This window comes from Bartonella sp. CM31XJBT (assembly GCF_028618555.1).
In the GTDB taxonomy this organism is placed as follows: Bacteria; Pseudomonadota; Alphaproteobacteria; order Rhizobiales; family Rhizobiaceae; genus Bartonella.
Map to the genome: position 1 here is coordinate 66518 of NZ_JAQITD010000003.1, position 16069 is coordinate 82586.

General features: G+C 37.0%; 12 protein-coding genes and 1 pseudogene. 5 read left to right on the forward strand and 8 right to left on the reverse strand.

Features of this window, described 5'->3' with window-relative positions; translation table 11 throughout:
• Positions 1-8 precede the first annotated feature (8 nt).
• Entirely contained in the window at positions 9-1574 is a 1566-nt protein-coding gene (locus PVV63_RS02560; RefSeq protein WP_273790495.1) for a M48 family metalloprotease, read from the forward strand.
• A gap of 309 nt (positions 1575-1883) precedes the next feature.
• On the opposite strand, the gene PVV63_RS02565 is transcribed toward PVV63_RS02560, so the two are convergent.
• Positions 1884-2795 carry an RNA polymerase factor sigma-32 gene (locus PVV63_RS02565; RefSeq protein ID WP_273790496.1) on the reverse strand — a complete coding sequence of 304 codons (912 nt, stop codon included), beginning with the start codon at positions 2793-2795 and terminating at the stop codon, positions 1884-1886.
• A 577-nt stretch (positions 2796-3372) separates the two neighbouring features.
• Between PVV63_RS02565 and PVV63_RS02570 the strand changes: the two genes are divergently transcribed.
• From PVV63_RS02570 to PVV63_RS02580, 3 genes are all read left to right on the forward strand, one after another.
• Positions 3373-4953, forward strand: coding sequence for a hypothetical protein (locus PVV63_RS02570; protein WP_273790497.1), 1581 nt, complete (start codon positions 3373-3375; stop codon positions 4951-4953).
• 21 nt (positions 4954-4974) lie between these two features.
• Positions 4975-5316 (forward strand): ferredoxin FdxA, encoded by a 342-nt coding sequence (fdxA, locus tag PVV63_RS02575; protein ID WP_273790498.1) that lies wholly within the window; start codon positions 4975-4977, stop codon positions 5314-5316.
• Between the two features lie 304 nt (positions 5317-5620).
• Positions 5621-6205: a CarD family transcriptional regulator gene (locus tag PVV63_RS02580; RefSeq protein ID WP_273790499.1), complete on the forward strand. Its 585-nt coding sequence runs from the start codon at positions 5621-5623 to the stop codon at positions 6203-6205.
• A gap of 902 nt (positions 6206-7107) precedes the next feature.
• Here the strand turns inward: PVV63_RS02580 and PVV63_RS02585 are convergent.
• The 5 genes and pseudogenes from PVV63_RS02585 to rpmF all read right to left on the reverse strand — a co-directional run.
• Positions 7108-7827 (reverse strand): annotated as a pseudogene (locus tag PVV63_RS02585) (tyrosine-type recombinase/integrase); the annotation flags it as partial.
• A gap of 1296 nt (positions 7828-9123) precedes the next feature.
• On the reverse strand, positions 9124-9318 hold the full coding sequence (locus tag PVV63_RS02590; protein WP_273790500.1) for a hypothetical protein: 195 nt from the start codon (positions 9316-9318) through the stop codon (positions 9124-9126).
• A 145-nt stretch (positions 9319-9463) separates the two neighbouring features.
• Complete coding sequence (locus tag PVV63_RS02595; protein ID WP_273790501.1) at positions 9464-9658, reverse strand: hypothetical protein; 195 nt, start codon at positions 9656-9658, stop codon at positions 9464-9466.
• The gene (locus PVV63_RS02600; RefSeq protein ID WP_273790502.1) at positions 9634-9828 is read right to left on the reverse strand and encodes a hypothetical protein; all 195 of its coding nucleotides are present in this window, start codon (positions 9826-9828) and stop codon (positions 9634-9636) included. The genes PVV63_RS02595 and PVV63_RS02600 overlap by 25 nt, the downstream gene beginning before the upstream one ends.
• Positions 9829-9959: 131 nt before the next feature.
• Positions 9960-10139: a 50S ribosomal protein L32 gene (rpmF, locus tag PVV63_RS02605; RefSeq protein ID WP_005774555.1), complete on the reverse strand. Its 180-nt coding sequence runs from the start codon at positions 10137-10139 to the stop codon at positions 9960-9962.
• A 425-nt stretch (positions 10140-10564) separates the two neighbouring features.
• Here rpmF and PVV63_RS02610 point away from each other — a divergent pair, with 425 nt between their 5' ends.
• The gene (locus tag PVV63_RS02610; RefSeq protein ID WP_273790503.1) at positions 10565-11467 is read left to right on the forward strand and encodes a polyprenyl synthetase family protein; all 903 of its coding nucleotides are present in this window, start codon (positions 10565-10567) and stop codon (positions 11465-11467) included.
• 1668 nt (positions 11468-13135) lie between these two features.
• Here the strand turns inward: PVV63_RS02610 and PVV63_RS02615 are convergent.
• Together PVV63_RS02615 and PVV63_RS02620 are read right to left on the reverse strand one after the other, a co-directional pair.
• The gene (locus PVV63_RS02615) at positions 13136-13735 is read right to left on the reverse strand and encodes a hypothetical protein (protein WP_273790504.1); all 600 of its coding nucleotides are present in this window, start codon (positions 13733-13735) and stop codon (positions 13136-13138) included.
• A gap of 810 nt (positions 13736-14545) precedes the next feature.
• Entirely contained in the window at positions 14546-15697 is a 1152-nt protein-coding gene (locus PVV63_RS02620; RefSeq protein WP_273790505.1) for an MFS transporter, read from the reverse strand.
• Positions 15698-16069: the final 372 nt, after the last annotated feature.

Sequence of the window (16069 nt, forward strand, 5' to 3'; positions counted from 1 at the left end):
AGATACAAATGCAATTTGCCAAATTACTCCGCAGAAATAATGTGCACCATGGTCCAACGCACCCCAATTTTCTTTTTCGCTCGTGCCTGTATAAAGCCACTCTCATAAGTTTAACGTTTCTCCTTTCGGCTTGTCATACACCACTTTCTCAAAATGATAGGCTTTCTTCCACTTCTTCTAAAACGATCAAACGTACCAACAACCACAATATCTATGTCACATTAAGCGCTCTGCAACACCCACGTATTCTGCAAATGTATGGTGGCGCTTATCATGATGCAAAACTTGAACACCTTTTAGCAAAGATTGTCCGTAAACTGGCAGTTGCATCACATAGTTCTCATCAAAGCTATTCTGTAACAATTTTAAACTCAGAAACTGTCAATGCCTTTGCGCTCCCCAATGGCTCGATCTACATCACTCGTGGTATGCTGGCATTAGCCAATGATTCTTCAGAAGTTGCAGCCATTTTAGCCCATGAGATAGCACATATCAGAGCCAATCATGGCATTTTACGCCTGCAAAAAGAAGCCCAATTAAAGATGACCAATCACATGTCTTCACGTCTTCTTTCTTCTATTGGCAAAAAACTTCATAACCCTATGCAAAACAAGCAACAACTCGCGCAATTTTCCCGCAATCAAGAGCTGGAAGCTGATTCCCTTGCACTCGAAATGCTCCAACAATCAGGATATGATCCATTTGCTTCACCGCGCTTTCTTCAAACAATGGAAGCCTATAGTGCTTTTCGTAATATCTCCGGCACCCAAAATGCCTCTCTAGATTTTCTAGCTTCTCACCCAACCACCCCTCAACGCATTCGGCTTGCGATAGAAAAAGCGCGTAAAATCAGTAAAGGGAATAGTACAATATCCGATCATGATTCTTTTCTCAAAAGCATTGATGGCATGATTTTTGGAGGAGGCTTTTATACAGGTTTTGTACGAGGCAACCAATTTATTCACCCACAATTGCGCATAACTTTTTCTGTTCCAAACAATTTTACAATAGAACATTCAGCACACACTGTTTGGGCCAGTGGACCAGATAAAATTGCGATTCGTTTTGACGCTATTCCACATCCTGCTGAAATATCTGCGAGTGATTATTTGAAAAGCGGCTGGATTCTCGGGCTAGACCAATCATCTATCCGCCCCATCACAATTCAAGGGCTCCCCAATCAAGAATTTACGCGTCAAGGATTCCAAAGCCAAAGTTTACTTGGAGCACAGGCCTATGCTACCAATGATCAATGGCAATTTGATGTGGTTGCCATTCCATTCAACAACCACATCTTTCGTTTTTTGACGGCCGCTCCACATAATTCTCGAAATTTTGCAGAGGTTGCCCAAAAAACGCTACAAAGCTTTCATTCTCTTTCATCTTCACAGTTAAAAAAATTGCAGCCCTTAAAAATCCGTGTTGTTCGTGTTAAACAAGGAGAAACCGTTGCAAATCTTGCAGATAAAATGCAATACACACCATATAAAGAAAAACTCTTTCGCATCCTCAACGCCCTCTCACCAACGCAAACTTTACCCGCAGGTACCAAAGTGAAAATTATTACAGAATAAGCCCTTTTTCTCATCTGCTACAGTTTTAATTCTTTTCTATCTGTATCACGCCCTCCCCCTTAAAGCATATTCGAAAATAAGGAGGAACACTTTAAAATCCAATTTCATCATGCCTCTATAGGCCTCCGTGTGATACATATTTTCTCCAACTAACTCTGCCCCCTGTCTTCCTCTGTTTATCAGTAGCGCCCCCAAGGAGGCATATTCCTAAACAAATATGAACACCCCCTAAAACTGACTTCATCATATTCTCATATGCCCCCACTTAATATATTCTCTTTCCTCCTCCCCCCCAAAGCATTTCACTGCTTATATATCGTAAGCGTCTTCTGAATGAACCGTAAGGAGAGCAGAACGCAATTTTTGCAAAGCCCTAGCTTCAATTTGACGCACGCGCTCTTTCGAGATTCCTAACTTTTCACCCAAAACTTCGAGAGTCGCCCCCTCTTCATTTAAGCGACGAAAGCGAATAATTTCCAACTCCCGTTCGTTGAGAATTTGCAACGCATCGTAAAGCCACTGTGTACGCCGTTGACCATCAATGACTTGCTCAATTAAAGCATCAGGAAGAGGACTATCATCCACCAAAACATCCATCTTAGCAATGGGATTATCACTGTTCTCAGAAACAGAAACACTCAAGGAATTATCAGAACTGGAAAAACGAAAATCCATCGTTTCAACATCGCGCACGGAAACGCCAAGCTTTTCAGCGATTGTGCAAAAAATATCCTGTTTTGACAAAGCACTATCATCTTGTATCAGTTTTGCACGCAAACGCCGAAGATTAAAGAAAAGTGCTTTTTGCGAAGAACTCGTTCCCCCTCGAACGATTGACCAATTTCGCAAAATATAATCTTGAATAGAAGCGCGTATCCACCACGTTGCATACGTTGAAAAACGCACTTCCCGATCAGGTTCAAAACGTGCAGCTGCTTCCAATAGTCCCACATACCCTTCTTGGACCAAATCTCCCAATGGCATTTTGAAACGTTTAAAGCGATTAGCAATAGCAATCACTAAACGCATATGAGCCGCTGCAATTTGATGCATGGCATCATCATCACGTTTGTCTTTCCACCGCAGAGCCAAATCATGCTCTTTTTGTCGTTCAAGATAAGGTGCTTGCATAGCAGAACGCATCATATTACGTCCTAAGCTTTTGTCTGCATCGCTATAATTTTTGCTGCTTTTATAAACAGCATTTGAAAGATTACCCATAATAACCCCTTGCGATTAAAATTATCAAAATTGATTTGGCAACGACATCATTGTTCTTTGCTTAAAAAGAACGCAAAAGTTGTTAACTTCTGTACCTACTACTTTAACGTGTAATTTTATAATCGCAATTGTTTTTTTTACTGTCATGGTAAAACTTCTTGTCATAAGACACAATTTCACCTGCAAAATGCCTTTACAACATGCCTTTTAGCCTATGAAATATTTGAAAAAACTTTCTCTCCACTTTTCATGACAAAACAGCAAAAAAAATAAAGTGATCACGCAAAACAAATGCTGTTTTTTGATAACCAATTCCGTTTCCTTTTAAATTGAAGAATTTATTCATGCTTTCAGCTTTACAATACAACTAATAAGTGTAATTTGCAAATATAAAGCATCTAAACTGAATGAAAACTGAATAAAAAAAGAATCATTCAAGTTTTAAAGGCGCAAAGAAACAGCAAAAAATGACAAGAGTGATTGAAGCAAACGCAACAAACGTGTTAAAGAAAGAGCACCATTATGAAATTGTCGCAAAAAGCTTTTGACCAGTGTCACACTGAGAAAGAAAATGATCATGGATAGCAAGATTGTTCAACAGAATGAGATTCTTCAAGATGATATTCTCATTGAAAAACACGGAAGGGGTAAATTTGAAGGTTTTCGTTTTTATGCCAACAAAAACAGTACCGATCAAATAGCTGAGAAGCAAATTTCAACAGAGAATGAGAATTTGATTCTTGCTTTTTCCAAACGCGCGACACGTTTTTGTGCTTGTGCAAATGGAGATTTTACCCTCAGTTCTGATGGAATTGTGCGCTGGATTGGTCAACCCGTAGGACAACTTGTAGCAACAGAAGATTTTTTCAAACCAAAACTGATTGTTTTAGCAGATGAACAACTCACGGGAGAATCCCGCAATAACGTTGTGAAGCGATTAGAACGCTTTGTCACCTTTCATTTTGAAACGACTTTAAAACCCCTGTTTGATTTGCGCAATGCTGATAATTTAACGGATTCAACAAACAGTCTTGCTTTACAACTTTTTAACTCTTTAGGGATTTTACCACGCCGCGAAGTTTTAGACATTGTCAAAAAACTTGCGCAAGAATCACGTGCCGTGCTTCGGCGTCTAGGCGTGCGTTTTGGCGCTTTTCACATCTATGTTGCCGGAATGCTTAAACCTGCTCCGGTTCAAGCCATTACTCTCCTGTGGAATCTTCAAAATGCGGGACAAGATCAAACTGGTTTGGGTGAAATTTTTTCAGCATTATCTGCTGGTCGAACCTCTTTGATTGTTGACCCTACCTATAACCGCCAATTTTATCAATTAGCCGGCTACCGAATCTTAGGACAACGTGCTGTACGGATTGATATTTTAGAACGTCTTGCCAATCTCATCCGCCCCGCACTTCATTGGAAACAAGGAAGTGATCCCAGACCCGATGGAGCCTATGATGGCAAAAGTTTTTTTGTTACACCAGCCATGATGTCCATTCTTGGGGCCAATGGAAATGATATGGAAGAAATCCTCAAAGGACTTGGTTATCAATCGTACAGCATAAGCAATACTGTTTTTGAACAAAATCTCTTTGCACACCAAGCCTCTTCCCCTGTCAATAGGACAATACAAGATGTTCCTGCAGCAGAATGCGTTGGAAGTCAATGGCAAACAATAAGCGATTTAAAAACAACACGAGAAGAAAAAAATACCTCATACCCAAACACTTTATCCTCTGGTATTGAAAAACATCTCCATAAAACCAATCGCTTACCAGCAGCTGAACCTGTTGGGAATTTTGCCAAATCCCCTCGCTCTACAGAAGAAGGTAAAGTTATTTTATTATGGCATTATAAGCATCAATTTCACCACCACGCACAAAAAAAACATGATAAATTAGGAAATAAGTGGCAAAATAAATCGAAGAACGCTGTAAAAAAAGCGGAACACACAAATGAAAATTCCCCTCAAGAAGCACTATCACAAGCAAAACGCTCTCATAAGTTCCACAAATCCCAAGGAAAACATGCAAATCATAAGCCTTTTCACAAAGAAAAGCGCCTTAATCCTGATTCACCTTTTGCGAAACTAGCTGTACTACGCGATCAACTCACCAATCATAAAAACACGCACCCACTTTCCTCTAAAGAGAATTAAAGTAACAAATGGAGTTTGATCTTGACCCACGTAGTAACCGACAACTGCATTCACTGCAAATATACGGATTGCGTTGAAGTCTGCCCTGTTGATTGTTTTTATGAAGGGGAAAATATGCTTGTTATTCACCCCGATGAATGCATCGATTGTGGTGTTTGTGTGCCAGAATGCCCAGCAGAAGCGATTTTACCTGATACAGAACCAGGATTAGAAAAGTGGTTAGAACTTAATCTTCATTATGCAAACAAATGGCCTAATCTAACCACCCGAAAAGATCCCCTTTCTCAAGCAAAAGAAATGGATGGCGTTCCAAATAAATTAGAAAAGTATTTTTCAGAAAATCCAGGAAGTGGCGAAGAGTAATGATACAGTGTACACCCTCCTCCTTCAACGACTGAAAGACTTCTCTTGTAAAAATAAAAAAATCCTTAAGCGAAATGATTGATTCTTTTAAAGTTTGATGTTAGTGTTATTTTAACATGATCATCTTTCTAAGTATTTTTCTTTGCTTTTTACAGTAAAGCAATGTATTTTTTTTGGATTTAAAAGTACTCGGCTTTTATGCTCACTTAATTGGTACAATATACTTGGTTAAAGAAAACTCAACCCTCAGGTTTATAACCTGTTTTCCGATACATTTGTTGATCATAAGGGAGTAAACTAAAATATGGCATCCCAACATGGAACGTCTTCCAAGACCAAAGAATTTGCAACCTCTGAATATATCGTCTACCCTACACATGGAGTAGGACAAATTATAGCGATTGAAGATCAAGAAGTTGCAGGACATAAATTGAAACTTTTTGTCATTCATTTCGCGAAAGATAAGATGGATGTCAAAGTCCCCATTGCAAAAGCCCTTTCCGTTGGAATGCGTAAATTATCTGCTAGTGACTCTGTCGAACGTGCCTTAAAAGTTTTACGTGGAAAAGCACGTGTTAAACGGACCATGTGGTCACGTCGTGCACAAGAATATGATGCCAAAATCAACTCAGGAGATCTTATTTGTATCGCCGAAGTGGTCCGTGATCTTTTCCGCTCTAATCTACAACCTGAACAATCTTACTCTGAGCGCCAACTTTATACAGCTGCTCTTGAAAGAATGGCCCGCGAAATTGCGGTTATTAATAGTCTTTCTGAAACAGAAGCTATCAATCTCATAGAGATGCATCTCTCCAACAAGCCGGAACGCGAGTTTAAAACTGAGAGAGAAGAAACAGATGAAAACAGTAAAGCTGTCTACGCTGCATAATACACTCTCTCATCATAATGATGATATTTCGATAAAACCAGCGAAAAGCTGGTTTTATTTTTTAACATCCTCTCTGCCCTTAAGGACAAAGTTTCTTAACCAGCGCCAATCTATAAACAATCTAACTTTTCGACAAATTCCTCCTTATTTTCTTTCTTCATAGATAACAAACTGATTAATCATCATAATCTAGCATTATTCATATTAAATTAGAATCTTGAATATGGTAAGATTACTCATTTCAAATTGCTCTCATGTTGAATTAATCAAATCACTTGCTTGTCAATCATAAGCGAGGCTGATCTGTGGGTAAAAACTGTACAAAAAGAGCAAGACACTGTCTCAAGCACCAAAGGATATACCAACATTGGAATCTGGCAAAATGTGTAAGGCAGCAGGCTTGCTTTTTCATGAAGCGTAAAGATCATAGTGCCGTTTATACACTACACCGAGACTTTACCATTTACCCTTCTATAAAACCATTATAACATTCAAAAACGCCGTCATAAAATGGATGCCACAAATATTGAAAAATATTCCTTTTAAAAAACGCGTGACGGTACAACATAAGCATATTTTGTCTTGGGCGCTCTATTTTGTATGAGAAGCATTCCTCCTCATTAAAGAACGCGATAAAAAAAACATGAACTAAAACCATCATCTCCATTCTGTAAAAAGCATGCCAAATACTTTTGAAAGCAGTAAAGCTAACGTAAAAAATAGCAATAAAAATGAACGTTAGCATTGCCCTTTCAATTTCATATTTTTCCCAAATGAGGTTTCTCATTTCAGAGATTACGAGATATACGCAATATTCTTACTCCAATCGGACACATAAAATCTAGAATGATTCATAGAACTCTTAAAAGTCTCAATCTCTGTTTCAAACAAACCGCTAAAGATTGGATATTCTCAGCAGGAATTGTCCAGATATCATCTTCAATCTGATCTTCACGAATATGACGCAAAGGATTAGTATGAACGCCTGTCAGGATAAGCAAACACAAAGCCAGTTGTGTTATGTTTTGTGTTTTACAGAGTAACTGATAAAAAACCGGCACATCTCTCCAATCCATGGCTGGTAAGCTTTGTTTTTTATGACGTTGTTTCCCTAAGAGCGCGCGTGCTTTTATCGTTGCTTGTAAATCAACATCCAAACCCTAATGCAACCGCATGTTTAAGACAAAGATTAAGACGCTTCAGTGCTGTCTGAGCTGTTCCAGCTTTTGCATGCCAAATGGGAGAAAGCGTATTGCGTATCTCAGTTTGCGTAATCTCTGAAACGGGCAGACAGCCTAATTTAGGGAGAATATAAAGGCGTAAGTGTAAAAACCAATCACAAGCTTTACCATCTCTTTTTAATTCAGCTTTACGGCTTTCAAAAGCATCCAACACGATATCTTTTAAATAATAGAGATTGCGCATTGCCTCACGCTTTTGTTTCTCACGTTCTTTAATGGGATCACGCCCCTCACGTAAAACAGCCCGCCACCCAGTTGCCAATTACGGGCTTGTTTTAAAGAAACATCTCTCAAGGCACCCAAGCCCATTTCGCAGCCCCCGGAAAGGTATAACAGTAAATCCATTGACCACCCCCATCTCTTACGTTTGTGAAGAAGCAAGCCGGCACCATCGTTATATTTGTCAGCTCGTGGGTGTTGTGCTACAGCCCTTGGCTCTTAAGACAATTCATAAGAGTCCTTTCTTATACAAATTTTATCCACACACTCATCCCGCTTGTGACGTGCAAGCGAGTGGTTTTGATTGATTCTAGATAGAGAGATTTGAAATGAGTGAATCTTACGTTATTCGGGGTTCTAATTCAATATGAAAACAGTGAATTATATATATAAATCAATATATTGTCTAGTGATGAACAGATAACAAAAAATCATAAACTTAGGTAAGCACCACCATAAAATCACTCATAAACCAGCTATGAACTGGAGAGTCGTACCGGCTTTGATAAAATACTTTGCTCATCCCCATACACAACACATTTGGTTTTAAGTTTACTTATTTTTACAAGCTGTTCGCAACAAATCCCTTATATTCACAAAAATAAGAAAAATATATGGACAATTCTTAGTTCAAAAATATGAAAAGACAGCGTGATATTCATAGAAAAGTCTCATGTACCTTTATCAATCAAAAGCACTAAAGATCATTGAATGTGTACACCTTCTGTCTTGTAACGGTTGTCTCTTTTCTGCTCATAAGAAAGCACGCTGGCATCAGCATACACTTAATCCCAATGTTACAACAATTCTTACATTTGAAAGTATTCATTATAGACATTTTTTCCTTTTTATAGAGTTTTTACTCACATACCATCCCCACTTGTGACCGAAAAGCAAGTGATTGTCATTGATTCAACATGAGAGAAATTTGAAATGAGAAAATCCTACGATAGACCTTCCATTCAAGGCGCAAAACAACAAATGATCTTTATAAATCAATGTGATGTCGATCTCTATTTTTTTAAGGAGAATCACATGTCACAATATAAGCCTATAGACAACCATTGCCTTAAATATTCTCATAAAAAACACCGATATGCTTAAAGCCTTACATAGATCAACTGCCTTAAACGATGATATTTTACGGTCTAATAGGATTCTCTCTATAATCAATAAAGATTAAGTGCGATACAAAATGATTCTATTACTGAGCTAACTTATATCAATACCCAAGCTCTTAACGAAGTCATCATAAAAGACACTGATACAAGTAGCCCTTTATAGCCTCTCAAGAAAACAAGAAAATCATCTCCCACAATAGAATCATTTCTCTACGGCAAAACTTTATCCCACATATGTTCCCAAGAAAAAGCGAAAAACGCATCTTACCCAATGCATTCACTAATGAATCAAGAGAAACTTACCACTGAAAGAGATAAAACGCTAAAGTTTTAACCACTAAAACGGAACGCCCACGATACATTCCCTGTTCCACATCGATAGAAGACGATGCAAGGGAACCTCAACACTCATCTTAAAGCGAAAATGCATGCCCCAAGCGTGCATTGATCGATGCAATAAAAGAAGTTCACCACTGGAAAAGAAAGAAAACGCTAAAGTTTTAACCACTAAAACAGAACGCTCACGATACATTCCCTGTTCCACATCGATAGAAGACGATACAAGGGAACCTCAACATTCACCTTAAAGCGAAAATGCACGCCCCAAACATGCATTGATCGATGAAATAAAAGAAGTTCACCACTGTAAAAGAAAGAAAACGCTAAAGTTTTAACCACTAAAACGGAACGTCCACGATACATCCCCTGTTCCACATCGATAGAAGACGATGCAAGAGAACCTCAACATTCACCTTAAAGCGAAAATGCACGCCCCAAGCGTGCATTGATCGATGAAATAAAAGAAGTTCACCACTGGAAAAGAAAGAAAACGCTAAAGTTTTAACCACTAAAACAGAACGTCCACGATACATCCCCTGTTCCACATCGATAGAAGACGATGCAAGAGAACCTCAACATTCACCTTAAAGCGAAAATGCACGCCCCAAGCGTGCATTGATCGATGAAATAAAAGAAGTTCACCACTGGAAAAGAAAGAAAACGCTAAAGTTTTAACCACTAAAACAGAACGTCCACGATACATCCCCTGTTCCACATCGATAGAAGACGATGCAAGAGAACCTCAACATTCACCTTAAAGCGAAAATGCACGCCCCAAGCGTGCATTGATCGATGAAATAAAAGAAGTTCACCACTGGAAAAGAAAGAAAACGCTCAGTCTTTAACCACTAAAACGGAACGCCCACGATACATTCCCGTTTTCAAATCAATGTGATGAGGACGACGTAATTCACCAGAATTTTTATCTTCGATATAAGTCGGCGCCTTCAGAGCATCAGCCGAACGGCGCATGCCCCTCTTCGCTGGAGAGGTTTTTCGTTTAGGTACAGCCATAAAAAGACACTCCAAATCCATTAAAACAGAAAAAGCAATGTCAAAAATGACAATGCTTCATTTAAAAACACCATAAAATTTTAAGATATTATACACTGATAAAAAAGAAGAGGCAATGTCAAAATGATCCTCCTCTTACTAAAAATGACCTTCTTGTTATCAAAAATGGTGTCACAATAATCAAAGGAATATCAAAAACACTGCAAAATTTGAGAATTTTATACACCAATGAAAGCTTTTTTATAAGACCTTCATTCAATTTTTATTTGGTTTAAAAAGGGATTTGCGCATACAGTAGAGATACGGATAAAAAGAGAAGTTGATTTTTAATAAAAAACGACGCCAATTTATGAAAACAAGAAAAAGCGACAACCTTTCTCTTTAAACTTCATAATTTCATTTTTGTAAAAACAAAGGAAGCAAGAATGCACGAATTTACCACCCTTCTTGCAAAACATAGAGACACCGTTGAAAAGCGGCTTGATACCCTGTTAAGTGATCAAATCCAAAATGGTGAAATTTCACGCCCTAAAAACTTAATCAAAGCCATGCGTTATGGTGTGCTGAACGGTGGAAAACGCTTGCGTCCTTTTCTTGTAATTCAAAGTGCTGCACTTTTTGATGTCCCTGTAGAACATTCTCTTGATGTTGCATGTGCCTTAGAATGTATCCATTGTTATTCGCTCATTCATGATGATCTTCCCGCTATGGATAACGATATACTCCGGCGTGGAAAACCCACTGTCCATGTAGCATTTGATGAAGCAACAGCAATTCTAGCAGGCAATGCCCTCTTAACATTTGCCTTTGAAATTATTGCTCATAAAGCTAGTATTTTATCTACAGATATTAGAATCAAGCTGATCACGTCTCTTGCACAATCGGCAGGGCTTGGCGGTATGTTAGGTGGACAAATGCTGGACCTTGAAGCTGAAAAAAGACCGCAAGAAAGTACTGACATCATCACTCTACAACACATGAAAACAGCAGCCCTGATAAGCTTTGCTTGCCAAGCAGGTGCCATCATTGGCAATGCATCTAAAGAATTAACTGAAAAGCTTACTGATTTTGGTACCTATCTTGGTTTAGCCTTTCAATTAACCGATGACCTTCTTGATGTCACCGCCAACACGCAAACCCTAGGAAAAACGGCTGGAAAAGATGAAACGGCACAAAAAGCCACTTTTGTTCATCTTTACGGCATTAAAGAAACCCAAAAAAAGCGAGATACACTCATCAGTAAAGCAGAAGCATTCTTACATCCTTTTGGCGCTAAAGCACTCCCCCTCCAACAAGCAGCACACTTTAGTGCAATACGCCAAAATTAAACTTCATCCGCCCTATTGTACATAGTGTACACCATCATATTTATTGAATGCATAATAGACTTTTCAAAGAAACGTTACCATTAATCTCCATTATAGTCCTTATCATGAAATGGGTGCGACAAATCTTAAAAGGAATTTCATTAAAACAAGCCACGTGAATTTATAACACAAATGCATTCTGGGTATCCTATTTTGCATAAAAAATGCCTTCCATTAAAGAATGAAAGAAAATGTGAAACAATGCGCAATCACTATGCTTTAAAAGATATTACCGTAGATGCTTTAAAGCCAAATAAAAAACGACCGAAAGAGGAAAACTCGTTTTCTCCTTTATGTCTTTAATCTTCTAACGATAAGGCAAAAGATAAACAGAATAAGTATAAAACCAGGCATTTTATAAACCCGCAAAAAACAATAAAAGAAGTACAATGCCCTCAGTAGAGAATCGTAATTTTTATGCCTTTCCACGCTATCTTGTTGTAGAAGATCAAATATGGTTATATTCTGTAAATTCACTCGTGTATTGCTTGCTCTCTAAAAACACTTTTACAAAAGTGCTCGTTGTTTAGTTTAAGCATCATTTTTTTGAAGCTCGTATTTAAAATATCAGAAAAAAATGAACATAATGGCTATTTTGATTTTTATGCCACCCTCAAAGAACAAAGTCTTTTAACCTAATCTGCTCTGTAAACAGTCTAGTTTCCTACCGAGTAGGTTTCTCTCGCTTTCCACGCATGCGATTCACTTAAACTAAAGACGCAATAAACAAGACTTAAGAATATTCACCATGCACTTCTTAAAATACTTAATGTATCAAACAGGATACCTTCACCACCCCTCAAATGACAGTATGTTACGGCATAACAGGATAAATAAAACCACTAATTTCAATAGAACGAAAAACCAAAGCAGTATTATTACCGATCTCTCTTTTCTTAGCAAGAAAGATATAACACATTGATTTATAATGATAATTCGTGGTTGTTCAACTTGAATAAGAACCCTGAATATCATAAGATTCTCTCATTTCAAATCTGTGTATGTTAAATCAATCAAAATCACTTGCTTGCACGTCACAAGCGGGAAAAGCCGTGTGGGGCAAAACATCAAAGAAAAGACTAAAAAAATGCCTCTTATGAACCGTCTTAAAAGCCAAGGGCTGTCCGCAACATTAGGGGCGAGAAAAGTGAATGATTGTGTCGGCATGCTCCTTCAAAAGCAGAAACATTTTTATTTACAAAATTGTGTAATAACTTCAATTGAATAATAATCATGATCACCGTACAACTTTAATTCGTCACACTCTTTATCTCGTTTATTCAATTCATCGCATAAAAAGAGAATTGATAAGATTAAACAGAGAATGATCATTGCAACAGAAAGATAAAGAAAATCCTTATTATTATATATAATAGCGCAATCTAATTTGTGATAAGTAGTTTTTTCAATCCAAGTGCAAATTTCCTCCTTCAAGTGAAATTTTCTTATTAAAATGAAGAGCATCATTGTAAGTGAGCCTATACCTGTTGTAAAAGCTGGAAAATATGTCCACCTTTTGAAGCCATAATAAAAAAACATGCAACATGGCCAAGAAAATGCCGCGATTATCAAGAGTATTATAGCCATTGAATATCCTTCGAGAGAATTTTTTTCATTACCCATTCAATATCATTTGTAAATTCTTCTTGGTTTCATCATGTCATATATCGTGTTTAGCTCTATGCAAAAACGCGCTATTTGTTTAGTATTGTCATCATGACCAGCTCTCATACTAGACACAAGGTCAATAATTTGTGTTGTTGGGCTAATACCATTTCCACTTGAAGAATTAAGAAATTTTTTCGCATAATCAATCATGGGGTCGGTAGAATTCATAGACATATTATAAGCCCAAATAAAATCGCTTTCTCTCCAATTATAGTCATTCCGCAAACTGCTTATGACATTGGGTAGCATTGCCCATGACATCTCCTCATTATAATCACCGCGCAATAAATTAACAAAACGTCCACATAAAACAATCAGTATGTGACGATGCCATATAATATCAAATTTGGGCGCTATATTCTGATAGCCACGGCTATAGACGAAATTTCTTGCTTGTTCCTGCTTTTGAAAATGTTCAAAAGTCTCGTATTTTTCACTTATATATGCTTCGTAAAGGTTATTGTACTGCTCTAGACTATCTACGCGCGTACATCCCAACAACACGGATACAAAAAAAAGAGTTATAAATGTTACAATATGCGTTATGGATAACGATTTCACCGCTTTATCTTTTAATAACTACAATTTGTACAGCCTAACAGATTCCTATCAAATATATCAATATGTGCTGGTTTCTTGTGGCTTATTTATAGCAAATTGTACTCAACAATATTTCTGTACTTGATTTTATTCCCTCTCAAAGAGGGGGCTGTCATTCAAAGTTTCCATAGATAAGTTTATTATCTGGATAAGAGTATTTTCTAACATCAGAAAATACAAAGCTAACGCCACAACCAAAGAGAAAATACTCAAAAATGAGCTATAATGAGAATGAAAGATGTAAGAAAATATCTCAACAAGATGATTGATATTTTAAAGGAGGCAATGGTAAAATCCGCTAAATATACCAACAATAAAATAGATCATCAAAATATCAAAATCGATCATAAGGGAATTCTTATGAGGACAGGCTATAAATTGTCCGACTGTTTAAATTAGCTCTAATGAGATAAAGTGTTACCAGCAAGGAACCAATGAAAATGGGGAAAACTGCTCCATCACCATTCCTTAATAAGCATATAATCCAGCACAATCATTTTCTTTATCAGCGTCCAATCTTATCAGCAACTCTTGGCGCAATATTCATGAGCAGCATTTTTATTTCCTTTTTAACGATTATTATGCCACGCCCACTTATAAGGACAAGCGGATGACTTTGATTGCTTCAACATACATAGATTTTAAATAAGAGTAACTGACACTATTCAGCTTTCTCATTCAACATGCAAAAACAACGATGTGCCTTAATAAATAAAAGCCTTGCCCCACTATGAAACCCTATAAAACACGTATCGTAATAAGTTAATATTTTCACTGAACTTTTTTGAGAGTTCCTTCTAAAAAAAATACCGCCAACAAGTAAATCAATAAATAAATAGCAAAAATATAAACGAGTGAGAAAAAGCCAAATATATTGACCATATACGCACTCATGTAAAAAAATACCAATAAGCTAAATCTCCCAACGGTTGACAAGAAAGATTCATATGTAGCCCTGAAATGATCACTAATACTATCATGCAAAACAACTTCTACACGAAGATATGTATACTTAATGAGATAAAAAATCATACAGACTAAAATGACAGCAATTTCTTTTCTTGGTTCAAAGAAAGCAACGGTAAAAATCAGTGAAGCCGAAAGAAACAACAGTAAAATAAAATTCACTCTTTCACTTAGTTTTGTAAAGAGAAAACTAGCCAAGAGCTGAGAGAGCAATATCAATGAAAATGTCACACCAAGATCAAAATAAGTGACATTAATATCATAATCTTTAAATATCCACTGCCAATACTGCGAGAATATATTGAAAAAAATCAATGAAAAATAAAAGCATAAAGAGATATAAGGAACTTTAATAAAAATAGATAACATCTCCTTAGCTTCACAAATGAGAGAATTCGCTTTATTTGGTTTTTTCTCCCCCTTCAAGTCATCAAGAAAAAACAAACCAAATAGTGTTGTCATCAACATTAAAAACGCCGCGATATACCATATATATTGGCTAGAATAATCAGCAAAATATGCCCCGATTAAACTGAATATAAACATGCCGATGTAATTATATTGAGAGCTGGAACCAAGCACTTTTTTAGTGGATGTCACTTTTGCTTTTGCATATTGAACAAGTAAAGCATTATAAGCCCCAGCAATTAATGTTAGCGATAAGGCATTAAAAGTTTCTGCCAAAAGAAAACCATAAAAGCTTGTAGAAAATCCCATGAGAAAGAGCCATGTAGCAGCAAAAGCAGCTGCCAAAACGATCGATATTTTATAACTTTTTCGATCAGCAAAATATCCCAGAGGAATATCGGTAACCATCATAATAAAAGCCTGAAACGACTTAATGACACCTATATCAATAAGCGTTAAGCCTTTTTCAAGCATATAAAAGACAATAAAGGCGCCAGTTAAAATCCTTATACCATTAAATAAAAAGCCAAACGCTAATATACTTGTCATGCATTCCCCCAATAACGCCCAAAAAGGCACCCGTATACATCATTTTATATCAATATAAAAGCTTACATTTTACGACAAATAGGACTATAATCGCTATAAGGATTTCCAATCCTATCAATTTGATACCCCAAAAAATGCTGGGAAAATGCCTGAAAAATCAATAAACAATGTTCTTTCTATAATTTGATATTTGAAGAATCCGTTAAATATTTTACTGTCTCAAGAGCAGCCAAAAAACCAGCAACAACATTTACGGATCTATTAAAGTATTCATATCGTTTTGCTTAATAGTCTTAACACACTCAAACTCATTAATATCCTTCATAAGCTTCTGATTCTAAAACAGGCATATCATCTGGTTTTACCTAAAAT

Coding starts and splice junctions, on each gene's coding strand:
- PVV63_RS02560 (WP_273790495.1), top strand. CDS start 9: ATGCAATTTGCCAAATTACTCCGCAGAAATAATGTGCACCATGGTCCA.
- PVV63_RS02565 (WP_273790496.1), bottom strand. CDS start 2,795: ATGGGTAATCTTTCAAATGCTGTTTATAAAAGCAGCAAAAATTATAGC.
- PVV63_RS02595 (WP_273790501.1), bottom strand. CDS start 9,658: ATGTATCGTGGACGTTCTGTTTTAGTGGTTAAAACTTTAGCGTTTTCT.
- PVV63_RS02610 (WP_273790503.1), top strand. CDS start 10,565: ATGCACGAATTTACCACCCTTCTTGCAAAACATAGAGACACCGTTGAA.
- PVV63_RS02600 (WP_273790502.1), bottom strand. CDS start 9,828: ATGTATCGTGGACGTTCTGTTTTAGTGGTTAAAACTTTAGCGTTTTCT.
- PVV63_RS02570 (WP_273790497.1), top strand. CDS start 3,373: ATGGATAGCAAGATTGTTCAACAGAATGAGATTCTTCAAGATGATATT.
- rpmF (WP_005774555.1), bottom strand. CDS start 10,139: ATGGCTGTACCTAAACGAAAAACCTCTCCAGCGAAGAGGGGCATGCGC.
- PVV63_RS02590 (WP_273790500.1), bottom strand. CDS start 9,318: ATGTATCGTGAGCGTTCTGTTTTAGTGGTTAAAACTTTAGCGTTTTCT.
- PVV63_RS02580 (WP_273790499.1), top strand. CDS start 5,621: ATGGCATCCCAACATGGAACGTCTTCCAAGACCAAAGAATTTGCAACC.
- PVV63_RS02620 (WP_273790505.1), bottom strand. CDS start 15,697: ATGACAAGTATATTAGCGTTTGGCTTTTTATTTAATGGTATAAGGATT.